We start from the raw sequence: 26,993 nt of genomic DNA on the forward strand, positions 1-26,993 counted from the left end.
CCCGGCCAGGGAAGGGACTATACGGGCGGCCCGGTATTGGTTTTCAGGTTCTTCATCACCAGCGTAGACGTGAGCCGTTCAACGCCGGGCAGCGAGGTCAGCTCGGCGTCGTAGAAGCGCTGGTAGGCGGGCAAGTCCTCGGCAATGACCTTGAGCAGGTAGTCAGGGGAACCGAACAGCCGCTGGGCCTCCACGATGTTCGGGTTGTCCGCCACGCGGTTCTCGAAGATCTCCATCGTCGCCCGGTCCACCTGCCGCAGGGTGACGAAGACAATCGCTTCGAAGCCGAGCCCGACGGCGGCCGGGTCGATGTCCGCCCGATAGCCGCGGATGACTCCGGTGGCCTCCAGGTCGCGCAGCCGCCGGTGGCAGGGCGCCACGGTCAGTCCGACCTTCGCGGCCAGCGCCGTGGCCGTCATCCGGCCATCTGTTTTGAGGTAGCGCAAAATACTTCTGTCCAAGTGATCAATCACGCAATAATCTTACCGCCCGGCGGCAGTTCTCCGCGAAAAGGGGGAACACTTCTGGCGGCAAATTCCCTAGAGTTTTTCCTGTACCCCCACTCTAGGAGACCGCGATGAACCCCCAGCTATTTCTCGCCTTCCTGGTTGTCGCCGGCGCCCTTGCCTGCACCCCGGGAGTGGACTGGGCATATTCGATTACGGCAGGCCTGAAGCAGCGCAGCTTCGTGCCCGCGGTCGCCGGTCTCTGCGGCGGTTATGTACTGCACACGGTGCTGCTGGTGGTTGGCCTGGCGGCCCTGCTCACCGGGATTCCGGGCGTGCTGGGGTGGCTGACGGTGGCCGGCGCGGGCTACCTTCTCTGGCTCGGGCTCACGACCATCCGTTCCTGGCGCGGCGCGAGTTTCGGCAGCACAGAGGTGCGGGCACCGGCGAACCAGTTTCGGACGTTCCTGCAGGGCATGGGCACCAGCGGCATCAATCCGAAGGGCCTGCTGTTCTATCTGGCCCTGGTGCCGCAGTTTGTGAGTGCGGAAGCCCCGCTGCCGGTGCCGGTGCAGTCCGGCCTCCTGGGGCTGACGTTTGTACTGCTGGTCGCGGTGGTCTACAGCTGTGTTGCGCTGCTGGCCCGCCGGCTGCTGTCCTCCCGGCCCGGCGCGGCGCGGAGGGTGACGCTCGCCAGTGGCATCATCATGGTCACGCTGGGCGCCGTGCTGCTCTCGGATCAGATCATGCCACTCGTGGGCCAGGCCCTGTCGCGAGGCTGAGGCCCCGGGCGCAGAGGATACGGCCCCATCTTGGAGCGCCCCGGTCACTTGCGTGGCATGTACCACTCCGTGAACGCTGTGGCGCGGCCGTCCCCCGTCAGTTGGATGATCCAGAGGTTGTCGTAGCTCCGGCTGTCGCCACGGTAGTCGGTACGGCCCTGCACGAACGCCCTGCCGCCGTCGACACCCAGGAGTGTCCATTCGAACGTCCAGTCCCCCGGCTCATCACGCCCGGCGAGCCAGCGCTCGACGATCTCCTCGCGCCCGGTCCACGCCTCGGGATCGTCCGGGCGGGTGGCGTACACGGCGTCTTCGGTGAAGAGCGCCCTGATGTCCTCCGGATCGTTCGACGTCCAGGCCGTGATGTAGTGCTGCATCCAACGCGCGGCGGCATCTCTCATGCCTCGTTTCTACTACCTCCGTCCGCGCGCCCGCAAGGGTAAAGGTAGCGGATTGGAAGCCGCGGTTCAGTCGCTGTCAGCCCGGCCGTACTCGCGGTCCCAGAGCTCGTGCAGCTCGGCGTCCTTGCGGATGGCCCGGACCGTCTCGAGTTCAGCGGGCTGGCGGTGCTGCCACTCCCGCCGGTTCAAAGCCTTTCGTCCGTTGTCCAGCAACAGCAGGGCCCGGTCTGTCAGGGCATCACTGCGGAGGGTGAAGTCGGTCTTGCGCCGGCGCAGGACCTCCTGCAGGGCGGCACGGGCGGCCACATGGTGACCAAGCCTCCGCAACGATCGCGCCCGCACCAGGAGCAGCGCAGCCGAGAGGTCGTCACCGTTGAGCAGCCCTTCAGTATCAGCCACCACGTCCTCGTGCCGGCCGAGCGCTGAGGACAGCGAGCAGCGGGCCAGGGCCATCGGCAACGACGGCGGCAGCCCGGCCAGCGCCGCGAGTGCAGCCTCACCCTGGCCCGTCTCGCGCAGTGAGTGGGAGAGCGCCAGGAACACCCCCTCCTCGCTGAAGAGGACCGGAACCTCGACCCGCTCGGCCACACTCACGCGGGTGACGACACGCGTCAGGTAGGCCGAGGCATAAAGGTTCGCATCGTCGTCGTTCCTTGTCAGCATCCCGCGCTGGAGCAGTTCGGCGGCGCGCAGGTAGCCTCCGTTGGTGTAGCTCAGCAACCCGGCCACCAGGTAGCACAGCCCGGCCCACCCGGGATAGGCGTGCGCCAGGGCAATCAGCCGGTCCGGGTCCGAGCTGCCGAATATGGCGGCGTGCACGGCCTTGGCTGCCTTGCCCGGTGTCCTGCCGCCCACTTTGGTGAGCCGGGGTGCGCCGCCCTCCACCGGCAGGGTGCCGCGGATCCGTCCGGACAGGACTCCCGACACAGCCCCGCCCACGCCGTTGGCCAGGCCCCGGACCGGCGTCCGGATGACCGGCGTGCGGAACGGCGTCAGGTCGCGGTGGTCCCGGTACACGACAGGGCGGGGTGCGGATGCTGCTGGTCCGGCGCTCATGCCTCCATGCTAGTTGGCTGCCGAAGTCCGCGTTCAGCCTAGCCGGCTGCCGAAATCCAGAGGCCGATCACCCAGGTGCTGCCGGCGAGGCAGGCGAGTCCGAACTCCGCGATCATTCCCAGCCCGGTGGCCTTCAGGGCGGCCCCACTGGTTGTCACGGCGGTGCCGAAGTCGCGCGTGCGGTGCAGCTCGCTCAGCAGCAGACCGGCGGCGAACCCAACGAAGAGGCCCACCACGGGGATGATGAACATCCCCACGACGCCGAGGACCAGCCCGGCCATCACCGAGCGGCCGGGGATGCTGTGCTGTTTGAGTTTCCGGCCGGTCAGGACCGCGCTGGCGGCCATCCCGGCCAGGACGAACACCAGGCCGATCCCGAACACCACCCAGCCGGTGGTTCCGGCGCCGCCCCAGATGGCCCAGGCCAGCAGGCTCAGGCCGATCAGGAAGCTGCCGGGAAGCACGGGGATGACAGTGCCGGCAATGCCCACCAGGATGGCGAGGCCGCAGAGGATCGTCACAACAGTCTCAGGGTTCATTGACCCAGTCTAAGTGGGCCGCAAACGACGGCGGCGCCTCCGCGGGGAAGCGCCGCCGTCGTCGTCTGAAACGTTGTGGCTACTCGGCTTCAACCGCCGCGGCGACGGCGGCGGCAACTGCCGGGGCCACGCGCGGATCCAACGGGCTGGGGACGATGTAGTCGGCCGAGAGGTCAGCTTCAGCCAGTGCGGCGATGGCGCGGGCCGCAGCCAGCTTCATGGCCGGCGTAATCCGGCGGGCGCCGGCGTCGAGCGCACCGCGGAAGATGCCGGGGAAAGCCAGGACGTTGTTGATCTGGTTCGGGAAGTCGCTGCGGCCGGTTGCGACGACGGCCGCGTACTTGTGTGCGACCTCCGGCAGGACCTCAGGGTCCGGGTTGGACAGCGCGAACACGATCGAGCCCTGGCTCATCAGCTTCAGGTGGTCCTCGTCCAGCTTGGAGGAGGAGACGCCGATGAACACGTCGGCGTCCAGCAGGGCTTCGGCGGGTCCGCCGGAGACGCCGCGCGGGTTTCCGCTCCGAGCCAGCTGGGCCTTCTTGCTGGTGGAATGGGTGGCGATGTCCGCGCGTTCGCTGTTCAGGACGCCGCGGGAGTCCAGCAGCACAACGTCGGAGATCCCGGCGGTGAGCAGCATCTGCGCGACGGCGATCCCGGCGGCACCGGCGCCCGAGACGACAACCCGCAGCGTCTCGAGTTCGCGTCCGGTCACCTTGGCGGCGCCGGTCAGGGCCGCGAGGACGACGATGGCGGTGCCATGCTGGTCATCGTGCATGACCGGGCAGTCGAGGGCCTCGATGAGCTTTTCCTCAAGTTCGAAGCAACGCGGCGCCGAAACGTCCTCAAGGTTGACGGCACCGAAGCTCGGACGCAGGCGGACCAGCGTCTCAACGATCTCGTCGACGTTGGTGGTGTTGAGCACCAGCGGAATGGAGTCGAGCTCGCCGAAGGCCTTGAACAGGGCCGACTTGCCCTCCATCACGGGCAGCGAGGCGCTGGCACCGATATCGCCGAGGCCCAGCACGGCCGTGCCATCGCTGACGACGACGACCAGGCGCTGTGCCCAGGTGAGGGTCTTGGCGAGTTCCGGGTTGGTGGCGATGGCGCGGCTGACCTGGGCGACGCCCGGCGTGTAGGCGATGGAGAGGTCGCGCTTGCTGGCGAGCGGCACGGTGCTGGCGATGGAGAGCTTGCCGCCGTGGTGGGCTGCGAAGATTTCGTCGTCGCTGAGCGCGGCTACGGGCTCCGCGGGGGACGTGGAGTCGGCGGGAATGATCGTTTCAATGGACACTACGTTGTCTCCTGGGGCTCATGGGCGTACGGCTCATGGAAGCTCAAGCACAGGGATGCTCAAGATGGTCTGGGGAACGTCGGCAGCGGCCCGAGGTTGGTGGGCTGCGGCGAAGCTCAGGGCAATGCGGGCGGCTGGGGCCACCCCGGTTCTGCAATAGTAAACAAAGCGGGCCTGGCCTGATGTGTCACGCGACACATGCGCGGCGGCGGTGAAACGTTTATCCATCGCTTTTGGTGAGCTGAATCACGAAAAAGGGCGCTACCGGGCAGTAGAACCACTTATTGGTCTAGACCAGTTACGCCGTCTGACGGCTGGATGTCAGCAGCGAACAGGCCTTTTTGAGGTCTTCCTCGGCCTCGAAGAGGGACAGGCGGCGGCAGCGGACGGACTGGACCAGTCCAGTGACGGTCAGCAGCAGCACGCGGGAGATCGCGGCGTCGGCGCTGACGGCCGTGACGGCTTTTTCCGCAGTGGCGTCGATCTCGCGGAGCAGCTTCGTGGTGTCCGTGTCCTGGGCGTAGACCACCCGGTTCAGGCACTGCTCCACGGCAGGCTGCATCAGGCGCATGTGGAAAATTTCCATCACCACGCCGACGAGGGTGTGGGCCGCGACGTCGCCCCCGCCGTTCGCTGCGGCAGGCCTCGCGGCGCGGCCGGCCGCGGACCTTGGCGCGGCCGGGGCGTTGGCCGCCTGCAGTTCCGCCAGCTGCTTGCGGTACAGGGCGAGCATCAGCTGGGTGGCGGAGGGGAAATAGCGGTACAGGGTGCCCAGCGGAACATCGGCCCGCGCGGCGACTTCGGACAGCACCACGGAGTCAAGGCCCTTGCGGGCGAAGCCGGCGGCCTCGTCGAGGATCCGGGTGTAACGGAGCCGCTGCCTGGGCAGGGTGGGCGGAGGGGCCATGGGTGGAAGGTCCGAATGAAATTCAGGCATCAGCAGCGTTCCGGGGTCGGTTCTTCTCGGCAGCCGGGAGGATTCCCCCACAGCGGTGCCGCGGCAATTCCCGTCCACTATACGCCACGCCCCCGGGCCGTCAGCGGGTCACGGACAGTGCCGCAGATTGGCGTCCGGGACTGCCGCCGCGGCCGGTCCTGGCTCAGTCGACACCTTTGATTTTGACCACGAAGACGGCACCCAGCAGCCCGATCACCGCGGCCGCCACGTACAGCGAAACGTAGCCTCCCCACATCGTCACGAACGGGAATGCGATGAGCGGTGCAAGCACCTGGGGCAGGGAATTGGCGATGTTGAGGACGCCAAGGTCCTTTCCTCGGCTCAGTGCCGTCGGGAGCACCTGGGTGAGAAGGGCAAAGTCCACCGCGAGGTAGCAGCCAAAGCCGATCCCCAGCACCGACGCCCCCAGGAGCGCCCCGGGCCAATTCGGCGCGAACGCCAGGATCAGCGAGGCCACCGCGATAATGACCGAAGAGATGATCACGAGGGGTTTCCGCTTCCCCATCCGGTCGCTCACCCGGCCGCCGATCACGCTGGTGATGAGCACCATCACCGCATAGAGCCCGGTCAGGATCAGCACGCCGAACTCCGGCGCTATGCCCTGCGTCGCCTCAAGGTGGACCGCATCCTTGAGGAAGAAGAGCAGATAGAGGGTGACCATGTGATTGCCGATATTCACCAGGAGCCGGGTCAGCCAGGCCCACGCAAAGTCGGGATAGAGCACCGGGGAAATCCAGAAACCCCTGGCGAAACCGGCCAGGCTGAAGGGCGGACGCGCCTCCTCGGGCAGCGGGACGTCGTCGTTCGTGAAGAAATACAGCACGACGCCGGCGAGCAGCGCCACGGCGCAGACCAGATAGCCGACGGCGAAGCTCCCGGTCACCGCCGCGGCGATCACCGCGCCGATGAGGATTCCCAGGGTCTGTCCCATCGCTGCCAGGCCGCCCACCGTGCCGCGCTGGACCACCGGCACCCGGTCCGGGATGGCCGCGGTGATGGCGGCATAGGCCCCGTTGCAGCCGGCCTGGACGAGGCACCAGAGCAGCGTCATGATGGCGACGCTGGGCGCTCCGGCGAGTGCGATCAGGGCCGCGGCGCCGAGGATTGCCCCGAAGAGAACCCAGGGCACCCGGCGGCCCAGCCGTGAGGTCGTGCGGTCGCTGAACGCCCCGAACAGGGGATTCGCCACCACTGAAACCGCGGCTCCGGCTCCGGTCACAAGGGCGAGGATGGCCTCTTTGTCGCCTTCGCTGAACGCTGCCGCCTGCTGGCCGAGGAGCACCTGGAGCGGGGCAAAGAACGCCACGTTGATGCCCACATTGACGAGGACCAGGCCGGTGATCCAAACGGGACGGACCGTTCGCTCGGGCTCTGCGAGCGCAACCGCCGTCGGGCTTCCCGCGGTGATGCCGCCACGGGCTGGCTCCGGAGCGGCTCCGGGTCGATCGGACAGGCTCATGTAATTCGGTTCCCCCGGAAACTGAAAAAGCGCGGAAGGCGGTTGTGCAGCCAGACTATCGTGGGGAGCACTGTCCGACCGCTATTTCCAGCACAGGAGAACCGATGGCCGCATCCGACGTACATACCGCCGATCTCTACGACGAACGGGGCGAGGAACTCGACTCCGTGGCCCTGCAGTTCCAGTCCCTCGGCGGGCACACGCACTTTAGCGGCCAGATCCGCACCATCCGCTGCTACGAGGACAACGCCCTGGTCAAGTCCACCCTCGGCACCCCCGGCAATGGCAACGTTCTGGTGGTGGACGGTGGCGGCTCACTGCGCACTGCCCTGATGGGGGATCTGATCGCCGCAAGCGCCGTCGCGAATGGCTGGGCCGGTGTCGTCATCAACGGCGCCATCCGTGACCGGACGGCCATCGCCGGGCTGCCGCTCGGGGTGAAGGCGCTGGGCAGCAACCCGCGCAAGAGCGCCAAGGCAGGCACCGGCGAACTGGCCGTCGACTTGGAGTTCGACGGCGTCGTGTTCCGGACCGGCGCGATGATCTGGTGCGACCCCGACGGGATCCTGGTCGAGCGCTGACCCGCCGAGGTGATACGTCGCGCCCATGACCGGACCGGACATGGGCGCGAAGTGTCACCTCGGCAACCAGCCCCGGGACAGGAGGGCGCGCCGGACCCTGCCGACGGCAGCAGGGCGCTCTCCGATCAGATCCTCCTTTGAGAATCTCACCTCCACCCAGCCCAGCCGGTCTGTGGTTCGCGCCCGGCGGATGTCGCGCAGGTGCTGCCCGGACTCGTCGTGGTGCAGCCCGTCATACTGCAGCGACACCCCGAGGGCCGGATAGGCCGCGTCCGGCCACAGCTCAGGGGCGCCGGCAGGGCCCCAGACCACGTGGTTGAGCTCCGGTTCCGGCAGGCCCGCCCGGACAACGGCCAGGCGCAGTTGCGTTTCCGGCGGGGAATCAGCGCCGACGCGAACGCACCCGAGGGCCTCCCGCGCCGCCCGGATGTTCCGTGTGCCCGGGTGTTGGGAAAGCAGCGCGTTCAGCGCTTCGATGCTCGACAGGGCTGCGCGGGGCGAGGGGAACTCCGGTCCGTGTTCGCACACCAGGGCATCCCCGGCGGCAATAAGGTCGTCAAGGGGCAGCGTCGTGGCCAGGTCAAGGAAGGTGCGTTCGGGCGAGGTTACCCGGACGCCGTCGACCATCACCACCTCCCCGGGCAGGAGGGCCAGCCGGTGGCCCGCCACATTCGCCCGTTTCGGAATGCTGCCGCCCCGCGGCCGGGCAAGGTGGATTCGCCAGTCCGCGTCCGCCCAGATCGGGAGGCCAACGCGCCAGATCCTGGCGGCGGTCAAGTGACAGAGCACGGTGCAGTCGTCGAGTTGGCAGTAGGCCCTCAACGCGGCGGCGCCACGTGCGCTGCTGCCGGCCGGGATACGGATCCCGCGGGACACAGTGATCAGGTCCTGGGCGCGAGTCCGTTTCCGAGGGACGTTGGCTGCGTCCGCAGCCAGGACGGAGAATGATCCGTCCGCCAGCATTCCTGGAAGCTCTGATCGGCGCATTCCCTCATCATGCGGGGATCCGGCGTCGCCCGCTTAAGTTATCCACAGGTAGCGGTCACCTGTCCCCGCGTTCACGCCCACCGTTTCGCCGAGGTGCGAGTTCGCGCCCATGTTTGGCCCGGACATGGGCGCGAAATGTCACCTCGACGGGTTAGACGGCGGATCCCGGCAGAGCCGAGCCGACCCAGCCAGCGAGGGCCGCGCGGGCTGGAGCCAAACTGTATGTTTCCTCTCACTTTCGGCCGTGTGACACACACCGCTCCCGCCCCGGTGCAAGACTTGGTTGCTGCGGCGCCGGCCGTGGAACGCGAATTGCCGAGGGAGCCACGATGACAACCACCCAAGTCCAGACTGCAGCCAAGGTCCCCCAGCGGGTCATCTGGCTGGCCGTGGCGGGCGCCGTCGGTGGCTTCCTCTTCGGTTTCGACTCGTCGGTCGTCAATGGCGCCGTCGACGCCATCAAGGATGAGTTCGCGCTCAGCGAGGCCGTCACCGGTTTCGCCGTCGCCGTGGCCCTCCTCGGCTGCGCGGCCGGCGCCTACCTGGCCGGCAAGGTCGCCGACCGCTACGGCCGCATCCCGGCGATGAAGATCGGTGCCCTGCTGTTTCTGGTCAGTGCGATCGGTACGGGCTTCGCCTTCAGCGTGTGGGACCTCATCACCTGGCGCCTCGTCGGCGGTCTGGGCATCGGTCTGGCCTCGGTGATCGCCCCGGCCTACATCTCCGAGATCTCCCCGCGGCACGTCCGCGGCCGCCTGGCGTCGCTCCAGCAGCTCGCCATCACCACGGGCATCTTCGCCGCACTGCTCTCCGACGCCCTGTTCGCGAACTTCGCCGGCGGCGCAGGTCAGGACCTCTGGTTCGGGCTGGAGGCGTGGCGCTGGATGTTCATGGCCGCGGCCGTCCCCGCCATCGTCTACGGCTGGATTGCCTACACCCTGCCCGAGTCACCCCGGTTCCTCGTCTTCCAGGGAAAGGACGCGGAAGCCCTCAAAGTCTTCCGATCCATCGCCCCGGACGAGGACACCGACCGCCACCTGCGCGACATCAAGTCGGCCATCGAGGATGACAAAGCTGCCGGCCAGAAGGGCTCGCTGCGCGGCAAGACGTTCGGACTGCAGCCCGTGGTGTGGATCGGCATTATCCTGTCGGTGCTGCAGCAGTTCGTGGGCATCAACGTGATCTTCTACTACTCCACCACCCTGTGGAAGGCCGTCGGTTTCCGGGAGCAGGACTCCCTGACGATCTCCGTGGCCACCGCGGTCACGAACATCGTCGTAACCCTTGTGGCGATCGCCCTGGTGGACCGGATCGGCCGGCGTCCCATCATGCTCGCGGGTTCCATTGGCATGGCCGCGTCGCTGGGAACCATGGCGCTGGCCTTCGGCTCGGCCACGGGAACCGGGGATGCGATTTCGTTGCCCGGCGCGTGGGGCCCGGCAGCCCTGGTGGCGGCCAACGTCTTTGTAATCAGCTTTGGCGCCTCCTGGGGCCCGCTCGTCTGGGTACTGCTGGGCGAGATTTTCCCGTCGCGGATCCGCGCCCGTGCGCTGGGCCTCGCCGCGGCCGCGCAGTGGATCGCCAACTTTGCCATCACCCTGAGCTTTCCGGTCATGGCCGCGGCCTCGCTGCCGCTAACCTACGCCATGTACGCGACGTTCGCGGCGGCGTCGTTCTTCTTCGTGAAGTTCAAAGTGCCGGAGACCAACGGAATGTCCCTCGAGCACGCCGAGACCCTCTTCGTCCCGAAGGGTTCCGCGAAGTCCTGAGGCCAGCCCCGCCCCGCGAGGTGAGAGAAAGCGCCCATGCTCCGCGGGAACATGGGCGCTTTCTCTGACCTCGGCGTTGCTCAGACGGCGGCTTTGGCCTCGTCGACCAGGGCGGAGACGGCCGGGAACAGCGGATGGTCCGGTGCAAGGCCAGTGATTTTCGCGGTCGCCTCCTCCGGGGTGGAGGAAGCCAGGATCTGCGCAAGCTCGACGGCCTCGGCGTCCGCCGGGTCGTTGAAGCGCAGGGCGGCGGCGATCGCGCCCAGCAGCGCCTCCGGTACGATTCCGCGCTCGGCCAGCTCGGCCGCCGGACCGATGAAGCGTTCGTGCCGGCTGAGCTTGCGCAACGGCGCCCGTCCCACCCGGTTCACGGTGTCCGGCAGGTGCGGGTTGGAGAAGCGGCCGAGGATCTTCTCGACGTATGCCTCCTGCTCCCCACGGTTGAACCCGTGCTTGGCCACCAGCAGCTCCTTGGTTTCGTCCAGGACGGCGCGCACATCCGCGGCGACGTCCTGGTCGGCCATGGCCTCGGAAATCTTTTCCAGCCCGGCCTCAAAACCGAAGTATGCTGCCGCGGCGTGCCCGGTGTTCACGGTGAACAGTTTCCGCTCGATGTACGGCTCCAGGTTGTCCACGAACGTAGCACCCGGAATTACCGGCGCCGCGTCACCGAACGGCGTCCGGTCGATGACCCACTCGTAGAATGTCTCCACCGTGACATCCAGGCCCTGCCCTGGCTCCTGGTTGGGCACGATCCGGTCGACCGCGGTGTTCGCGAACACCGCCTTCTCCTCGAGCGGTCCCGCGGCGAGGTCCCACTGGGCCAACACCTCGGATTTCAGAATGTCCGTGGCGTTGATGGCGTTTTCACACGCCATCACTTGCAGCGGCGGCAGTCCGGCGGCCCGTGCGGCGATCCCCCGGGCGATCACCGGGGCCACGAACTTGAGGATGTGCGGCCCGACGGCGGTAGTGACGACGTCCGCCGTCGCGATCTCCGCGATGACGTCCGCCTCCTGGCTGCTGGAGTTCAGCGCGCGGAAGTTCTCCACGGTGCGGACGCTGGGGTTCTCCCCCACCTCATGGACCTGGTAACTGTCCGCGGCCGCCAGTTGGCTGATCAGGGCCTCCGCGACGTCCGCGAACACCACCTCATAGCCCGCCTCGTGCAGCAGCAGCCCCACGAATCCGCGCCCGATGTTTCCGGCTCCGAAATGAACAGCCTTCACTAGGAATTGACCTTTCCGAACAGGGCCAGGACTTCGTCGACCGTCGTTGCCGCCTCAAGCTGTGCAACCTGTGCCTTGTTCGTGAAGACCTTGGCGATCGAGGACAGGATGTGCAGGTGCTCGTTGTTGATTCCGGCGACGCCGACGACAAACTTCACTTCCTTGCCGTTCCAGTCGATGCCGTTCGGGTACCGCACCACCGAAACCGCTGATTTCATGATGTGGTCCTTGGCGGCGTTGGTGCCGTGCGGGATGGCGAGGAAGCTGCCCATGTAGGTGGAGACGGATTCCTCGCGTTCGTGCATGGCGTCGAGGTAGCCGGCGTCGACGGCGCCGCGGTCCAGCAGGAGCCGTCCGGCCTCGTCGATGGCGGCGTCGCGGCTGGTGGCCGTGCCATTGAGCACGACGCTTTCCGCCACAAGGATTCCGGCCGGCCCCGTGTCGGCTTCCGGCTCCGGTTCCGCCACGGTGGTGGCGGCGCCACCGAACGCAGCGCCACCGGCCGCAGCGGCACCACCGGCCGGAGCGTTGCTGGTCCTGACGAGTTCTACGATCTCGTCGTACCTCGGCGAGTTCATGAAGTTGTCCACCGAGACGTGCACGGCACTGGACGTGACGGGCTTGGCCCGCTCGGTCAGGTCCTGGTGCGTGATGACCACGTCGTAAGTGTCGCTGAGGTTCGCGATCGCGGAGTTGGTGACCTTGACGTCCGGGTAACCGGCCGCCTTGATCTTGTTCCGCAGCACGGAGGCGCCCATGGCGCTTGAGCCCATGCCGGCGTCGCAGGCAAAGACGATGTTCCTGACCGGTCCGGCGAGGACTGCGACGCTTCCGGCACCGGCACCGGCACCGGCGAGGGCGGAGGAAACCGAGCTCTTCTTGCCCTTCATGGTCTCCATCCGGGAAGTGGCGGTGCCAAGTTCATCCTCGTCGGAGGCCTTGCTCGACTTCAGGATCACCGAGGCAATCAGGAAGGACACCGTGGCGGCCAGCAGAACGGACAGCGCCACGCCCACAAAACTGTCCGACGGCGTGGCCGCGAAGACCGCGAGGATGCTGCCCGGGGCCGCCGGCGAGCGCAGGCCCGCGCCGGTCACGACCAGCGTGAAGATGCCGGTCATGCCGCCGCCGATCGCGGCGAGGATGATGATCGGCTTCATCAGCACGAACGGGAAGTAGATTTCGTGGATGCCGCCGACGAACTGGATCAGCGCGGCCCCGGGGGCGGACGCCTTGGCCACGCCTTTGCCGAAGACCATATAGGCGAGCAGGATGCCTACGCCCGGGCCGGGGTTGGCCTCGAGCAGGAACAGGATCGATTTGCCCTGGGCGAGCGCCTGTTCGGTGCCCAGCGGGGTCAGGATCCCGTGGTTGACGGCGTTGTTCAGGAACAGGACCTTCGCGGGCTCGATGAAGATGCTGGTGAACGGCAGGAGTCCGTTGTTGACCAGGAACTCGACCACGGAACTGGCGCCGTTGCTGAAGGCTTTCACCACCGGGCCGATCACCAGCATGCCGAAGATCGCCATGACGGCGGCGACGATGCCCGCGGTGAAGTTGTCGATCAGCATCTCGAAGCCGGGCTTGACCTTGTTCTCCCAAAGGCTTTCGATCTTCTTCATGATCCACGCCGTCAGCGGGCCCATAATCATTGCGCCGATGAACATCGGGATGTCCGTTCCGACGATCACGCCCATGGTGGCCGCTGCACCCACGACGCCGCCGCGGACGCCGTAGACCATACGGCCGCCGGTGTACCCGATCAGGAGCGGCAGCAGATAGACGATCATCGGGCCAACCAGTTTGGCCAGATCGGCGTTGGGCGTAAATCCTGCCGGAATGAAGAAGGCGGTGATGAGGCCCCAGGCGATGAACGCGCCGATATTGGGCATGATCATTCCGGACAGGAACGTCCCGAATTTCTGGACGCCCACGCGCACGCTGGTGCGGGGTTTCGCAACTGTCTCTGTTGCCATGTGATTTCCTAACCGTCGTTCCTGCTGCACCGCAGGATGGTCCGATATTTCGCGAAAGCTAGCTGGTGGAGCTGGTGGATATCCGGTGGAGCCATTCGAGGAAGAGCTTGAGTTCCGAGCTGGAGAGCTGGTCCGAGTGCGATGCCTGCAGTGCCGCGTTCAGGGCGATCGCCGCCACAACCACTGATGATTTCCCCGACTCTTCCGCGCTGCTGTTCTTGGCCTGCTCCGAGGACACCGCAAAAATCATGGCGTCGCGGGTCATGGCGGACAGCTCGAGATTGCGTTCGGGGGCCTTTTCCGTGATCAGCATGAGCGTCACCCCGACGTTGGCAGCCAGGATGCTCCTGGCCGCTTCCCGCGGGGGGACATTGAGTTGGCCGGCGACGGCGGCCTTGTTCAGCATTTCCTCCATTAGTCCCTCGGCGTCGGCGACGACGGCCGGGCGGCTCTCCGGACGGATATTGCCAAACATGACCAGGTACAGTTCCGGCTGCTTGAGCCCAAACTGCACATGGTTGTCCCACATCCGCCGGATATCCTCCAGCGGCTGTCCGGACGGCGCGAAGTCGCGTTCGCCCGCCACATACTCCTCAAAACCCGCCGCAACGACGGCGTCGAAAAGCCCCTCCTTGTCACCGAAATGGTGATACAGGGTGGGTGCCGTGACTCCGGCGAGCTGGGTGATCTGGCGGGTGGAAACCGCGCCCCCGGCGGAGTTGGCCAGCAATTCAGCGGCCGCACGCAACAGTCGCGTCTTTGGCGGAAGCTGGCCATCGAAACTCATAACCGCTACCCTAGCACCTATAGCAACGCTATATGAAGTGCATCACATACAATTTTTTCAGGTACCGGCCCCGCCCGCTGACGTCGCCGTCGGCGGGCCACCGGACGGGCCGGAACGTCCGGTTCGGTTCGGACGGCCGGTTTCCAGCGTTACCTGACTCACCGGCTTACTGGCCCACGGCAGAGAATGAGGACCTTCAGTGCAGAACTTCCCAGGAGTAGGCGTCAGCCCCGGCCGCATCATCGGAACCATCCGCCAGATGCCCAAACCCGTCAGCGAACCGCCCGCCGGGGAACAAGTGCCGGCCGGAGTTACGGCGGAGGACGCGACGGCGGCCTTGAAGACCGCCGCGAAGACTGTCCACGATGAGCTCAAGGCCCGGGCGGCGACGGTCAGCGGCGACGGCAAGGCGGTCCTGGAGGCCACTGCTCTCATGGCCACGGACACGATGCTGCTAAAGTCGGCTGCCAAACTGATCGGCCGCGGCACGTCGAACCAGCGGGCCATCTGGGAGGCCGGCGCCTCCGTATCGGAAATGCTGCACAACCTGGGCGGCTACATGGCCGAGCGCGCCACCGACGTCCTGGACGTCCGGGCCCGGATCGTGGCCGAGCTGCGCGGCGTCCCGGCGCCGGGCATCCCCTCTTCCCCCACCCCGTTCATCCTGATCGCCGAGGATCTGGCCCCGGCCGACACCGCCACGCTGGATCCGGAGAAGATTCTGGCGCTGCTCACCGCCGGCGGCGGACCGCAGTCCCACACCGCCATCATTGCCCGCTCGCTGGGGCTGCCCGCCGTCGTGGCCGCCACCGGCGTCGACCAGCTTCCGGACGGCTCCGAGGTGTACGTGGACGGCGCCGCCGGCCTGATCACCCTGGACCCCGACGACTCGCAGCGGGCCGCCGCCGAGCACTGGGCCGCCACCGCCTCACTGCTGGCCGAATTCGACGGTACCGGCGCGACGGCGGACGGGCACCTGGTGCCGCTGCTCGCCAACGTGGGCGGAGCCAAGGACGCCCTGGCCGCCGCGAAGCTCAACGCGCAGGGTGTGGGGCTGTTCCGGACCGAGTTCTGCTTCCTGGAGCGGGACACCGAACCGACCGTGGAGGAACAGTCCGCCGCGTACAAGGGCGTCTTCGACGCCTTCCCGGGCAAGAAAGTGGTGCTCCGGACGCTCGACGCCGGCGCGGACAAGCCGCTCCCGTTCCTCACCGATGCCACGGAGCCCAACCCCGCGCTCGGTGTCCGCGGGTACCGCACCGACTTCACCACACCTGGTGTCCTGGAACGCCAACTGCAGGCCATCGCCCGGGCCGAGCAGGAATCCGAAGCGGACGTCTGGGTGATGGCACCCATGATTTCCACTGCGGAGGAGGCCGCCCGTTTCGCGACCCTTTGCACAGAGGCCGGAATCAAGACCCCCGGCGTCATGGTGGAGGTTCCGTCCGCGGCGCTCACGGCGGAGGCCATCCTCCGGGAGGTCGCCTTCGCGAGCCTGGGCACCAACGACCTCACCCAGTACGCCATGGCCGCCGACCGGCAGCTCGGCCCGCTGGCCGGGCTGAACACCCCGTGGCAGCCCGCCGTGCTCCGGCTGGTCGGCCTGACGGTGGAGGGTTCCGCCGCGGAGGGCCACCACAAACCGGTCGGCGTCTGCGGTGAGGCCGCCGCGGACCCGGCACTCGCCGTCGTCCTGACCGGGCTCGGCGTCACCACCCTGTCCATGACCGCCCGGTCGCTGGCCGCGGTGGCCGCCGTGCTGAAGACCGTCACGCTGGCCGAGGCACAGGAACTGGCCAAGCTCGCCCTTTCCGCGCCCAGCGCCACCGAGGCCCGCGCCTGGGTCCGGGCGAAGCTGCCGGTCCTCGAGGAGCTGGGGCTGTAGCGCCGCGGCGGGGCGGCCGCCGGCAGCCGCAGCAGGACAGCCGCAGTGTGAGGCTCAACCGCAGGGCGCTAGGATGCACTCCATGACACTGATTGCTCCCCGGGTGACGGCCGCCCTCCCGGCTGAGGACGCGCAGAAACTCCAGTACGCCCTCCACGGCAGCGACGACATCACCGTCTTTGTCGATGGCACCGTCCACCGGCTGCCAACGCAGGCCCGGGACGCCGTCGTCGACCTGCTGGCACGCTTCGGCCGCGGCGAGGCCGTGACCGTCAGCAGTGTCGAGGAAATGCTCACTACGTCCCGGGCCGCGGAGCTGGCCGGAATATCGCACACCTACCTGCGGAACATGACAGACCGGGGCGAAATCCCGGTGGAATACAGGGGCACGCACCGGCGGATCCGGCTCGCTGACATCATGGCCTGGCTGGAGAAGCAGAAGAAGAACAGTACCGCCGAGGACGCTCCGGACCACGCGGATGACGGTGCCGCCGATGCTTCGTGACGGCGTGATAAGGATCAAACAACGATCCCGGCTCTGCGCGAAAACCCCGAGAAGGCCGGGGTTACGCTTGGATTGTGGGTAAGTTCAGAGGGTGGCACATCGTGGCAGGCATTGCCGCCATGGTGCTCACTGGCATTCTCGGAACGGCCATGGGCCTGAACAATACCGCTGCCTTCATGTCCAGCTGCGTGGCCTTTGTGGCCACTTCCATGTGGACGGAAAGCCGGATTTCGCGCCGCAGGGCAGCACAGCGGGCAGCGCAGGAGGCCGCGGGAGCACAAGCCCACGCATCCCAGCTCAAAACCGCGCCTGAACCGGACCGGCCACTCGGAGCCGAGCAGCCCAAACGCGAGGGACGCGGCACTTAAATTCTGGGGCGCTCCGCCCAGCGGCGCGCCTTCAGCGCCGCGTGGAGTTCCAGCCGCACCAGCCCCTTCAGCGGGTCGACGCCGAGCAGCTGGCGGATCCGGCCCAGGCGATTGTAGATGCTGCTCCGGTGCAGATGCAGCTTGTCAGCCACTTCCTGGACCGAGCCGTCGTTGTCATAGAACAGCTCCAGCACCGGCAGCAGTTCGTGGTTCCGGTCCTGGTCCGCGAGGATGCTGAAGTAGACCGAGCCCGCGTCCGCCCACGCCCCGGCTCCGCCGCCGGCCGAGGCCAGCAGCTGGTAAATCCCGGTGGCGCGGCAGTCCACGAGTTCCCCGAGCTGGGGATCCACCGCCGCGGCCTGCGCGGCCTGCCTGGACTGACGGTAGGCGTCCGGGAGTTCCCGCGGCCTCGCGAAGCCCTCGGAGGTTCCGAGGATGATCCGGTGGACCGGGCGGCCGGACCGTTTGGCCAGCTCCAGCTGGTAATGGACCAGCACCTGGGCGTGGTTCGCCCGTCCGGTCGATTCCTTGAACAGGACAACAGCGTGTGTCTCCGTTCCGGCGCTGAACAGGGTCGCGTCCACCCCAATGGTGGCCTGCAGCGCCGCGGAGCGGTGGATCAGCGTGGAGGCGATCGGGTCCGAGCCTTCCGCCCACCCGTCGGCATCCAGGACTGTCACGAGTTGCCACGGTCCCCTGCCCTGGACTTCCTTCCAGCCCGCGACGGCGGCGACGGCGTTGGACTCGCCCCGGCACGCGGCCAGGAATTCCTGCTCACGGCGGCGGCGGAACTCGGATTCGGCCGTATTCGATTCCAGCAACAGGGCGGATAACTGCTCCAGCTCGCCGGCCACGCCGGGAAGCTGGGCGAGAACCGACGCCCCGTTGGGCTCTGCGGCGTCCAGCTGGACCCAGAGGTAGCCCACCCGGAAGCCCCGCACCAGCAGGGGAACGCAGACCCGCCCCAGCATCCCCAGATCCTCGTTGGCGGGCACGACGACGGGGCGGACCGCCGTCGCGATCCCGTGCGAGAGCTGCCAGGCGCTGACGTCGACCGGAACGCGCTTGCTGAGCAGGAAGTTCACCCGTACCCGGTCCGCGTGGGACTGGTTGGAGCTGTAGGCGAGCAGCAGTCCGTCCAGATCCTCGAGCGAGAGGCCGCGGCCCAGTTTCAGCGCTACCTGCTCCACAAGCTGTTCGACATCCTGCTGCTGCATTCTGCCACCCTACTGCCGATGCCACCGACCCCGGAAACGCCGCTGCCAACGACCCAGCCCGCGCCCCGGACGACACCCCGCGACGGACAGCAGGCGACACCTGACGCCCGCTGGGTCGACAACCGTCGAGCCAGCTCCCTGGAGAAGCGTGGATTTCCGGGGAATGCCCGAGCTGCCGGGAGCCGGCCCCTGTAGCTTGCATCACAGCCGGATTTATTCTGGAAGTACGACTTCCCGCACCAACCCAGGCCCACAAGGCCGCCAGCACTGGAGCCCACAAATGATCATCGGTGTCCCCAAAGAGATCAAGAACAACGAATTCCGCGTCGCCATCACGGCCGCCGGCGTGCACGAGTTCCGCACCCACGGCCACACGGTCCTGGTGGAGCGCGGCGCTGGCCTGGGCTCGGGCATCACGGACGAGGAATACGCCATCGCGGGGGCCGAGATCGTCGCTGACGCCGATGACGTCTGGGGCCGCGCGGACATGGTCATGAAGGTCAAGGAGCCGGTCAAGGCCGAATACCACCGCTTCCGCAAGGGACTGATCCTGTTCACCTACCTGCACCTCGCAGCGGAGCCGGAACTGACGCAGGAGCTCATCAACACCGGCGTCACCGCCATCGCCTACGAGACCGTCCAGGAGGGCCGGACCCTGCCGCTGCTCGCCCCGATGTCCGAGGTCGCCGGCCGCCTGTCCGTCCAGGTCGGCGCCGCCTCGCTGATGGCTCCGGCCGGCGGCAAGGGTGTGCTGCTCGGCGGCGTGCCGGGCGTCCGCCCGGCCAAGGTTGTTGTCCTCGGCGCCGGTGTTGCCGGCACCAACGCAGCCGCGATGGCCCTCGGCCTCGGCGCGGATGTCACCATCCTGGACATCAACATCAACCGCCTGCGCGAACTGGATGCCCAGTACCAGGGCCGCCTGAAGACCGTCGCCTCCAACGCGTACGAGATCGAAAAGTCCGTGGTCGACGCCGACCTCGTGATCGGCTCCGTGCTGATCCCCGGCGCCAAGGCGCCGAAACTGGTCACCAATGAACTGGTCTCCCGGATGAAGCCCGGCTCCGTGCTGGTCGACATCGCCGTGGACCAGGGCGGCTGCTTCGAGGACACGCACCCTACCACGCACCAGGAACCGACGTACAAGGTCCACAACACGATCTTCTACTGCGTTGCCAATATGCCCGGCGCTGTGCCGAACACGTCCACCTACGCGCTGACCAACGTCACGCTGCGTTACGCCGTTTCGCTGGCCAATCTGGGTGTCAAGGCCGCGTTTGAACGTGACGCCGCCCTGGCCACCGGCCTCAACATCGCCGGCGGCAAGGTCGCGCACCGCTCGGTCTCCGAGGCGCACAACCTGCCCCTCGTCACCGACTGGCACGAGCTGGTCTCCGCGTAACCAGCCGCCGCCACCGCATAGCCAGCACCCGCATCGGCTGCTCCGTTACCGCCCTTTTGGACTCCCAAAACGGCGGTTTCGGAGCAGCCGATTGGGGTTTAAGCCAGGGCCCGGGCCTGCTCGATCAGCCGGAGCACTGCCACCGGGCCCGCGGGATCCACCGGCACCGGCAGCGCGGAGTCGGCCCCGCCGTCGCGGATTTTCGCCGCGAGGGTGCGGTAGAACTCCGGGTAGGCGCCGCGCTCGGTGGGCAGCCGGTCCAGGTGGCCGTCGCGGCCGAGCAGCCCGGCCCAGTCCCGGTCCTCGACGCCGTAGTCCGGGTCCAGCGGGCTGCCGCCGGCCACGATGAAGGGTTCCTGCGGGTCGACGCCGTGTTTGGTGAAGCCGCCCGCGCTGCCCAGCAGCCGGAACCGCGGTCCCTGCTGGGCGCAGAGCATGTTCATCCACAGGTGGCTCGTCACGCCGGAGTCGTGCCGCAGGGCCAGGAACACGTCGTCGTCGGTCCGCTCCCCCGGCCGCCGGGCCGCCAGTTCAGCGTGGGTGACCGTGGCGGGACCGAACAGCTGCACGGCCTGGTCCAGCAGGTGGGTGCCGAGGTCGAACAGCACGCCGCCGCCGTCGTCCGCCGTCGCGGCCGCCTTCCAGGCCTTGGCGACCTCCGGGGACCAGCGTTCGAAGCGGGATTCGAACCGCGTGACGCTGCCGAGCACACCGCTCTCCAGGAGGCCGCGGACGGTCAGGTAGTCGCCGTCCCAGCGCCGGTTCTGGAAGACGGTAAGCACCCGTCCCAGCCGCGCCGCGAGCTGGATGAGCTCCTCGCCTTCCGCGCTGTGCACGGCAAACGGTTTGTCGACGACGACGTCGAGCCCGGCTTCCAGTGCGGCCTTTGCGAGCGGGTAATGCGTGGCCGGAGGGGTCCCGAGCACGAGCAGGTCCAGTTCGCCGGCGAGCCCCAGTAGGTCCGCCGGGGTGTCCACAATGCGTGCCCCGGGGTACCGGGCGGAGGCGTCCGCCTGCCTGCCGGCGTCGGAGGTGGAAATGGCCCCGATTGAAAACGCGGGGTCTGCAGCGAGCAGCGGGGCATGGAAGACGCTGCCGGAGAGGCCGAAGCCGGCGACGGCCGTGCGGATGGTCCGGGTGGGGTCGGGTGTCATGGGTCCACGCTACCCCCGCACGCCGCGTCAGTCCCCCGGTTAAACAGCGGACGCCGGCACTCCCTGAGGTTCCAGGGAGTGCCGGCGCTGTTTGACGTGCTGCTTAGCCGGGGGTTACTTCTTTTCCCAGCCGAGGGTGGTCCAGTCCGGAACCTGGGACAGGCTCTTGAACAGGGACGGGCCGTAGTTGGCCAGGCCGGTGCGCACGAAGGAGATCTGCGGACCGTTCATCACAACACCCATGGAGAAGTACTTCTCCATGTGCTTCTTTTCCACTTCCATGGCCGCCTTGTTGCGCTCGGCGTTGTCGGCGATGGTGGAGAGCTTCTTGATCTCGGCGTCCAGTTCGGCGTCGCCCAGTTCGTTCTCGTTCGTCTTGGAATCGTAGAACTGCTTGACGGCGTCGGTCGCGTCGGCGCCGACGGTGTAGCCGGAGACGCTCATAAAGAAGTCGCGGCTACCGAGGACCTTGCCGAAGTCGGCCGAAGCGCGCTGGTCGATGCCGACGTCCATGCCACCGGAATTGAGCTGGTTCTGCAGGGTCTGCGCGAAGGCCAGGGTGGTGGGGTCGTCACCGAAGTTGCTGATCTTGAAGGCGGCGGGGACGCCGTCCTTTTCCATGATCCCTGCGGCGTTGGCCGTGTAGCCGGCGTCGGTGAGGACCTTCTTGGCGGCCTCGGCACCGGTTTCCTTGACCGGGTAGTTGTCCAGGTAGTACTTGGAGAACGGCAGCAGCATCATCGATCCGGAGCTGGTTTCTTCCCAGTTCAGGCCGTTGAAGCGGACCTTGCGCAGTGCCTCGCGGTCGACGGCGGTGAAGATCGCCTTACGGATGGCGACGTCAGTCATCGGCGCCTTCTGCGCGTTAAGGTTCAGGCCGCCGGCGAAGAGCCGCTGGCCACGGCGGATCTCGGAGTCCTTTGTGCCGTCGAGCTGCTTGTAGGGGGTGATGGTGTTGGCGGACACACCGTCGATTTCACCGTTCTTGAACGCGGCGATGGCGGCGCTGCTCTCAAGCTGGCGGAAGACGACCTTCTCCAGGACCGGCTTGGTGCCCCACCACTTGTCGTTCTGGGCGAGCGTGACGGTCTTGGCGGCGCTGTCGTACTGGTCCAGCTTGAACGGCCCGGCCATCCATTCCGGGTGCATGTCGCCGGTGAAGCCTTCGTTGAAGATCGCCGGGGTGTTCACGGCCGGGTGGACGAAGCCGGTGAAGAGCGCATCCAGCGGGAAGACCGGCTGGGTGGTGGTGACAACAACTTCCTTGTCGCTGGAACCGGCTTTGACCGATTCAACGAACTCGTACGCGCCGGAGCTGACGATGTCGATGTCCTTGTTTTCACCCTTGAGCATGTTCCAGGTGTTCTCAAAGGTCTTCACGTCGATCGGGGTGCCGTCGTTGTAGCTGGCCTTGTCGTTCACCTTGATGGTGATGGTCTGCTTGCCGTCCTTGACCTCGCTCTTGACGTCCTCGCAGAAGTTCTTGTTCGGCGTGGCGGTGCCGTCGAAGTCGAAATTCCAGCAGCCCCAGGTGCCGGCCTCGTCGATCGGGCGGTGCAGGGCGGTGTTGTCCGCGCTGTTGCCGTTGTTGGAGAACCCGTTGAAGTCCGGACCGATGTTGCCCAGCGGCAGGGTGACGGTGCCGCCCGGCTGCAGGTCCTTGGCATCCTTGGCGTTGATGCTCACCAGTTTGGCCAGGTCACTGCCGGCATCCTGGCCCTTGGCGGTCGCAGGACCCTGCGCCGCGCCGCCACTGCCACAGGCAGTGAGCGCAAGCGCTGCAGCGACGGCGGTAACGCCGCCGATCTTGGTCAGATTCTTCATGTGTTCCCCTTCATTCCTTTTGGTGCGAGTTGTGGTGCGTGGTGCGGATTGTGGTGCGTTTGAGGGGTAGGTCAGTTCGTTTCGTGGACAACGAGCATGTCCGCGTCCAGTTCGCCGTCCGGGTAGAAACAGGCGAATTGCTGGTCTGTGGGGGCCGGTTCCAGGGCCGGGCCGGAAGCCAGGCCGGGAGCCGGTTCCAGGGCCGGTTCCTGGGTCAGGCACTTCTCCTGCCGGGCGGGCGGCAGGGCCGCGAAGACCGGACAGCGGGTGGCGAAGTTGCAGCCCTGGGGAGCTTCCAGCGGCGAGGGCAGGTCGCCCTGCAGGATGATCCGTGCGCGGGTACGTTCCAGGACGGGGTCCGGCACCGGAATCGCGGAGAGCAGCGCCCGGGTGTAGGGGTGGCGCGGATTGTCGAAGACGCTGTCCACCGCGCCGATCTCCACGATTTTTCCCAGGTACATCACGGCGACTCGGTTGGAGATGTGCCGGACCACGGACAGGTCGTGGGCGACCATCAGGTAGCTCAGCCCGAGTTCCGCGCGGAGCTGGTCCAGCAGGTTGATCACGCCCGCCTGGACGGACACGTCCAGGGCGGAGACCGGCTCGTCCAAAACCACCAGCTTGGGGTTCACGGCCAGGGCGCGGGCAATGCCGATGCGCTGGCGCTGGCCGCCGGAGAACTGGTTGGGGAAGCGGTTGACGTGGTCCGGCTGGAGCCCCACGAGCTCCATCAGCTCCAGGATCCGCTTCCGGATCTGGGGCTTGGCCATGCCGGCGTTCTCCAGCGGTTCGGAGAGCACTTCGAACACGGTGAAGCGCGGGTCGAGGGCGCCGGTGGGGTCCTGGAACACCATCTGAAGTTCCCTGCGCATGGCGCTCTTGGTCCTGGCGTCGGAGGCTTCCTTGTTGCTCAGGCCGCCGATGATCACTTCACCGTCCTGGTTCTTGTGGAACTCCATGATTTCCAGCAGGGTGGTGGTCTTGCCGCAGCCGGACTCGCCGACGATCGAGAAGCACTCGCCCTCGCGGATGTCGAAGCTCAGCCCGTCCACGGCTTTGACGGTGCCGATCCGGCGCTTGAGCAGGGCGCCCTTCAGCAGCGGGAAGTGTTTCCTGACGTCCCTGAGTTCCAGCACGGTCCGGCGCTCGGTGCGCGGGATCGCGTCAAAGCGCGACACCGGGACGGCCGGGGCCCGGAAGATCTCCCGGACGTCCACTTCGAGGCCGAGGGAGTCGGTCTTGATGCACGCGGCCTGGTGCGGCAGGCCGCCGTCGGCGTTCTCCCCGGCGACGGGCCACAGCTCCGGCTCGCCCTGCAGGCAGGCGTCGCTGGCCAGCGGGCAGCGCGGCGCGAAGGAACACCCCGTGGGGGTGTGGATTAGGTTCGGCGGAATGCCCTCGATCGGCACCAGCGAGGTCTTCTCGGCCACGTCGACGCGCGGCACCGCGCCGAGCAGGCCCATCGTGTACGGCATCCGCGGGTTGTAGTAGATGTCGTCGACGGTGCCGGTTTCCACCGGCTTCCCGGCGTACATCACCATGATGTCGTCCGCCATACCGGCGACGACGCCGAGGTCGTGGGTGATCATGACGACCGCGGCGCCGGTTTCCTCCTGCGCAGTGTGGAGCACCTCGAGGACCTGCGCCTGGATGGTGACGTCGAGCGCCGTCGTCGGCTCGTCGGCGATCAGCACGCGGGGGTTGTTGGCGATGGCGATGGCGATCATCACGCGCTGGCGCATGCCGCCGGAGAATTCGTGCGGGAAGGCTTTGAGCCGGTCCTTCGGGCTGGGGATGCCCACCATGCCAAGAAGCTCGACGGCGCGCGCCGCCTTGGCCTGCTTGCTCATGGTGGGGTTGTGGACGGTGAGCGCCTCGATGATCTGGTTGCCGACCGAGTACACCGGCGTGAGGGAGGACAGCGGGTCCTGGAAGACCATGGCAATGTCGCTGCCGCGGTACCGGCACATGGCCTTGTCGCTGAGCCCCAGCAGTTCCGTGCCCTGCAGCCGGACCGAACCGGTGATCTCCGCCGTCGGGGGCAACAGGCCCATGATGGCCATCGAGGTGACGGACTTTCCGGAGCCGGACTCGCCCACGATGCCCAGCGTTTTGCCGGCGCGGAGGTCGAAGTCGATGCCGCGGACGGCGTGCACCACCCCGTTCTCGGTGTTGAACCGGACGTGCAGGTCCCGGACGGAGAGCACCGCATCCGAGGGCAGGTGCAGCCCGGCGACGTGCAGCCGCTCGGCAGCGGTGGGGGCAGCAGCAGGAGCGGCGGTGGGGGCGGCAGTGGGGGCGGCGGCAACATTTGCGGGGTCGGTGCCGGCGGTCATCTCGTGGCTCATCTGGTCTTCCTCCCTGCGGGCTTGCGGGTAGTGCCCGGGCTGCGCGTCACGGCGTCGCCCTTCTTGGCACGGCCGACGGAACTGGAGCTGGGATCGAACGCGTCGCGCAGGCCGTCGTTCATCATGGCGAGCGAACCGGTCAGCAGGAACATAACCGCCAGCGGGACCCAGAACATCCACGGGAAGGTCGAGACCTGGGAGGTGGCCTGGCCGATTAGCACGCCCAGGCTGACGTCGGGGACCTTGATGCCGATCCCGATGAAGGAAAACGCAACCTCGGCCAGGATCGCGCCGGTGATGCCCCGGGTGACGTCCAGGACCAGCAGTGAGCCGATGTTCGGGACGAGATGCCGCCAGACGATCCGCCGCGGCGGGACGCCCATGTACTGGGCGGCTTTGACGAAGTCGCGCATCATCAGCGACATCGAAAGTGACCGGATGAGGCGGGCGGTGCCCATCCAGCTGAAGACCAGCAGGACGATGATCAGCAGCAGCCAACTGGGCAGGGACTTCTGCAGGCCGTTGCCGCCGCCGCTCGTGGCCACGGCGACGACCAGCAGCGCCGGCATCATGATCAGGGCTTCGAGGATGAACAGCATGACCTTGTCCACCTTCCCGCCGAAGTAGGCCATGGTGCAGCCGTACACGGCTGCGATCAGCACCGAGACGAGGCCCACGACGAGGCCGATCAGGATCGAGATCCGGGTGCCTTCCACGGTCAGGGCATAGAGGTCGATCCCGGCCTGGGAGGTGCCGAGCAGGTGCTCGGACGACGGCGGCATACCGATGTTGAACGGGTCGATCGTCTCCTTGTCCCAGCTGGTGAAAAACCCGCCCACAAAGGAGAACAGGGTCAGCGCCAGGAAGAGGACCAGCCCGACGACGGCGGTCCGGTTCCGCAGGAAGCGGCGGAGGATGATCGAGGACTTCGCGATGACGACGTCGTTGTTCTCGAGTCTGGCCTCGCCGGCGACGGCGGCCGGGTCGACCGTATTGAGGTTTGTCATACTTACTGCACCCGCACTCTCGGGTCGACCAGCGTGGTGGCGAAGTCGGCGAGGATCGCGCCGATCGCGAAGATCACGGAGCCGTAGGCGAGGGTGGCCGTCGCGGCATTGACGTCCTGCAGCGCAATCGCGTCAATGCTCCAGGAGCCGACGCCGTGCCAGGCGAAGATTTTTTCGGCGAAGAAGCCGCCGGCGAAAATGGCCGGGATGGTGAAGGCGATGCTCTGGGCGACGGGGATAAACGACACCCGCAGGGCATGCCGGCTGATGGCCTGGTTGCGGGTCAGTCCCTTGGCCCGCGCGGTCCGGACGAAGTCGGCGTTGACATTGTCCAGGAGGTACTGGCGCTGCGCGATCTGGTACGTGCCCCAGCCTACGATCGTGATCGCAAAGGTCGGCACCGCGTAGTGCGCCAGCATGTCGAGGAATTGAATCCAGCCGCCGCCCTCCAGCCCGGGCGTGGAGATGCCGGTGACAAAGAAGATGCGTTCGCCGACCGTCTCGTTGACGTTGATGGCGCCGAGCTGGACCAGGAAGTAGGCGATCGGAGCGGGCACGATGTAGACGAGGTAGCTGTAGGAAGTAATGATCCGGTCCGAGGCTTTGTACTGCCGCGCTGCCGTGTACACGCCCAGGGCGACGCCGATGATCAGCGTCAGGATGATGGAGGCCAGGAACAGCCGGGTAGAAATCCAGACCCGGTCACCGAATTCGGCGTTGATGAACGCGCCGTTGGGGCTGCGTCCCCAGTCCCAACGGGTGACGATCGCGGTGAGCCACTGCACGTAACGGTCCCAGGCGCTGAGCTCCGGATCGAGGCCCTTCAGCCGGAAGGAGTTGGCCACCTGCTCGGGAGTAGGCCGCGGGATCCGCTCCTGCTCCAGCAGCGCCGGCTTCAGGGTGTTCACGGCCAGGAAGTATCCGGCCGTCGTGGTCAGGAAGATCATGAAGGCATACGTGATAGCGCGCTTGGCGAGGTATCGGATCATTTGGCGATTAGTTCTGGAAGGCCGTTGCCTGTGCGG

General features: G+C 67.1%; 24 protein-coding genes. 7 read left to right on the forward strand and 17 right to left on the reverse strand.

The annotated features are described in order from the left end of the window. Nucleotides 1-17: 17 nt before the first annotated feature. Entirely contained in the window at nucleotides 18-473 is a 456-nt protein-coding gene (locus AC50YM_RS14040) for an Lrp/AsnC family transcriptional regulator (RefSeq protein ID WP_494957566.1), read from the reverse strand. Between the two features lie 104 nt (nucleotides 474-577). On the opposite strand from AC50YM_RS14040, the gene AC50YM_RS14045 reads away from it, so the two are divergent. After that, complete coding sequence (locus AC50YM_RS14045) at nucleotides 578-1,228, forward strand: LysE family translocator (protein WP_494957567.1); 651 nt, start codon at nucleotides 578-580, stop codon at nucleotides 1,226-1,228. 44 nt (nucleotides 1,229-1,272) lie between these two features. On the opposite strand, the gene AC50YM_RS14050 is transcribed toward AC50YM_RS14045, so the two are convergent. The 6 genes from AC50YM_RS14050 to AC50YM_RS14075 all read right to left on the reverse strand — a co-directional run bounded on the left by AC50YM_RS14050 (nucleotide 1,273) and on the right by AC50YM_RS14075 (nucleotide 6,932). Next, a complete protein-coding gene (locus tag AC50YM_RS14050) occupies nucleotides 1,273-1,629 on the reverse strand; it encodes a nuclear transport factor 2 family protein (RefSeq protein ID WP_494957568.1) in 357 nt (118 codons plus the stop codon). A 66-nt stretch (nucleotides 1,630-1,695) separates the two neighbouring features. After that, nucleotides 1,696-2,685, reverse strand: coding sequence for a hypothetical protein (locus AC50YM_RS14055; protein ID WP_494957569.1), 990 nt, complete (start codon nucleotides 2,683-2,685; stop codon nucleotides 1,696-1,698). 38 nt (nucleotides 2,686-2,723) lie between these two features. Continuing rightward, nucleotides 2,724-3,224, reverse strand: coding sequence for a DUF456 domain-containing protein (locus tag AC50YM_RS14060; protein ID WP_494957570.1), 501 nt, complete (start codon nucleotides 3,222-3,224; stop codon nucleotides 2,724-2,726). A gap of 79 nt (nucleotides 3,225-3,303) precedes the next feature. Beyond that, nucleotides 3,304-4,515 (reverse strand): NAD(P)-dependent malic enzyme, encoded by a 1,212-nt coding sequence (locus tag AC50YM_RS14065; RefSeq protein WP_494957571.1) that lies wholly within the window; start codon nucleotides 4,513-4,515, stop codon nucleotides 3,304-3,306. Between the two features lie 298 nt (nucleotides 4,516-4,813). Continuing rightward, nucleotides 4,814-5,452, reverse strand: a complete 639-nt coding sequence (locus tag AC50YM_RS14070; RefSeq protein ID WP_494957572.1) for a helix-turn-helix domain-containing protein — start codon at nucleotides 5,450-5,452, stop codon at nucleotides 4,814-4,816. 163 nt (nucleotides 5,453-5,615) lie between these two features. Continuing rightward, nucleotides 5,616-6,932: an MFS transporter gene (locus AC50YM_RS14075; protein ID WP_494957573.1), complete on the reverse strand. Its 1,317-nt coding sequence runs from the start codon at nucleotides 6,930-6,932 to the stop codon at nucleotides 5,616-5,618. Between the two features lie 104 nt (nucleotides 6,933-7,036). On the opposite strand from AC50YM_RS14075, the gene rraA reads away from it, so the two are divergent. Beyond that, nucleotides 7,037-7,513, forward strand: a complete 477-nt coding sequence (rraA, locus tag AC50YM_RS14080) for a ribonuclease E activity regulator RraA (protein WP_494957574.1) — start codon at nucleotides 7,037-7,039, stop codon at nucleotides 7,511-7,513. Between the two features lie 54 nt (nucleotides 7,514-7,567). Here rraA and AC50YM_RS14085 read toward each other — a convergent pair whose 3' ends face one another. After that, nucleotides 7,568-8,500, reverse strand: a complete 933-nt coding sequence (locus AC50YM_RS14085; RefSeq protein WP_494957575.1) for a hypothetical protein — start codon at nucleotides 8,498-8,500, stop codon at nucleotides 7,568-7,570. A 329-nt stretch (nucleotides 8,501-8,829) separates the two neighbouring features. Between AC50YM_RS14085 and AC50YM_RS14090 the strand changes: the two genes are divergently transcribed. Then, the gene (locus tag AC50YM_RS14090) at nucleotides 8,830-10,269 is read left to right on the forward strand and encodes a sugar porter family MFS transporter (RefSeq protein WP_494957576.1); all 1,440 of its coding nucleotides are present in this window, start codon (nucleotides 8,830-8,832) and stop codon (nucleotides 10,267-10,269) included. Between the two features lie 80 nt (nucleotides 10,270-10,349). On the opposite strand, the gene AC50YM_RS14095 is transcribed toward AC50YM_RS14090, so the two are convergent. The 3 genes from AC50YM_RS14095 to AC50YM_RS14105 are packed head-to-tail and all read right to left on the reverse strand — an operon-like array spanning nucleotide 10,350 to nucleotide 14,261. Next, entirely contained in the window at nucleotides 10,350-11,498 is a 1,149-nt protein-coding gene (locus tag AC50YM_RS14095) for a mannitol-1-phosphate 5-dehydrogenase (protein WP_494957577.1), read from the reverse strand. Next, nucleotides 11,498-13,474, reverse strand: a complete 1,977-nt coding sequence (locus AC50YM_RS14100; protein WP_494957578.1) for a PTS mannitol transporter subunit IICBA — start codon at nucleotides 13,472-13,474, stop codon at nucleotides 11,498-11,500. Before AC50YM_RS14100 ends, AC50YM_RS14095 begins: the two co-directional genes overlap by 1 nt. Nucleotides 13,475-13,532: 58 nt before the next feature. Next, on the reverse strand, nucleotides 13,533-14,261 hold the full coding sequence (locus AC50YM_RS14105; protein ID WP_494957579.1) for a TetR/AcrR family transcriptional regulator: 729 nt from the start codon (nucleotides 14,259-14,261) through the stop codon (nucleotides 13,533-13,535). A gap of 199 nt (nucleotides 14,262-14,460) precedes the next feature. Between AC50YM_RS14105 and ptsP the strand changes: the two genes are divergently transcribed. The 3 genes from ptsP (at nucleotide 14,461) to AC50YM_RS14120 (ending at nucleotide 17,019) form a co-directional block, all read left to right on the forward strand. Next, nucleotides 14,461-16,146, forward strand: a complete 1,686-nt coding sequence (gene ptsP, locus AC50YM_RS14110) for a phosphoenolpyruvate--protein phosphotransferase (RefSeq protein ID WP_494957580.1) — start codon at nucleotides 14,461-14,463, stop codon at nucleotides 16,144-16,146. 82 nt (nucleotides 16,147-16,228) lie between these two features. After that, on the forward strand, nucleotides 16,229-16,651 hold the full coding sequence (locus AC50YM_RS14115) for a helix-turn-helix domain-containing protein (RefSeq protein WP_494957581.1): 423 nt from the start codon (nucleotides 16,229-16,231) through the stop codon (nucleotides 16,649-16,651). 74 nt (nucleotides 16,652-16,725) lie between these two features. Continuing rightward, nucleotides 16,726-17,019 carry a hypothetical protein gene (locus tag AC50YM_RS14120; RefSeq protein ID WP_494957582.1) on the forward strand — a complete coding sequence of 98 codons (294 nt, stop codon included), beginning with the start codon at nucleotides 16,726-16,728 and terminating at the stop codon, nucleotides 17,017-17,019. Here AC50YM_RS14120 and AC50YM_RS14125 read toward each other — a convergent pair. Then, on the reverse strand, nucleotides 17,016-18,236 hold the full coding sequence (locus tag AC50YM_RS14125) for a PucR family transcriptional regulator (RefSeq protein ID WP_494957583.1): 1,221 nt from the start codon (nucleotides 18,234-18,236) through the stop codon (nucleotides 17,016-17,018). The two genes, AC50YM_RS14120 and AC50YM_RS14125, sit on opposite strands and share 4 nt — an antisense overlap. Before the next feature lie 280 nt (nucleotides 18,237-18,516). Here AC50YM_RS14125 and ald point away from each other — a divergent pair, with 280 nt between their 5' ends. Continuing rightward, nucleotides 18,517-19,635, forward strand: coding sequence for an alanine dehydrogenase (ald, locus tag AC50YM_RS14130; RefSeq protein WP_494957584.1), 1,119 nt, complete (start codon nucleotides 18,517-18,519; stop codon nucleotides 19,633-19,635). Between the two features lie 98 nt (nucleotides 19,636-19,733). On the opposite strand, the gene AC50YM_RS14135 is transcribed toward ald, so the two are convergent. From AC50YM_RS14135 to AC50YM_RS14155, 5 genes are all read right to left on the reverse strand, one after another. Beyond that, entirely contained in the window at nucleotides 19,734-20,789 is a 1,056-nt protein-coding gene (locus tag AC50YM_RS14135; RefSeq protein ID WP_494957585.1) for a Gfo/Idh/MocA family protein, read from the reverse strand. A gap of 114 nt (nucleotides 20,790-20,903) precedes the next feature. Further along, nucleotides 20,904-22,613, reverse strand: a complete 1,710-nt coding sequence (locus AC50YM_RS14140) for an ABC transporter family substrate-binding protein (protein WP_494957586.1) — start codon at nucleotides 22,611-22,613, stop codon at nucleotides 20,904-20,906. Nucleotides 22,614-22,684: 71 nt separating this feature from the next. Next, entirely contained in the window at nucleotides 22,685-24,949 is a 2,265-nt protein-coding gene (locus tag AC50YM_RS14145; protein WP_494957618.1) for a dipeptide ABC transporter ATP-binding protein, read from the reverse strand. Between the two features lie 8 nt (nucleotides 24,950-24,957). Then, nucleotides 24,958-25,968: an ABC transporter permease gene (locus AC50YM_RS14150; protein ID WP_494957587.1), complete on the reverse strand. Its 1,011-nt coding sequence runs from the start codon at nucleotides 25,966-25,968 to the stop codon at nucleotides 24,958-24,960. Between the two features lie 2 nt (nucleotides 25,969-25,970). Next, nucleotides 25,971-26,957, reverse strand: coding sequence for an ABC transporter permease (locus AC50YM_RS14155; protein ID WP_494957588.1), 987 nt, complete (start codon nucleotides 26,955-26,957; stop codon nucleotides 25,971-25,973). Nucleotides 26,958-26,993 lie beyond the last annotated feature (36 nt).

Source organism: Pseudarthrobacter sp. RHLT1-30-1 (assembly GCF_059383415.1).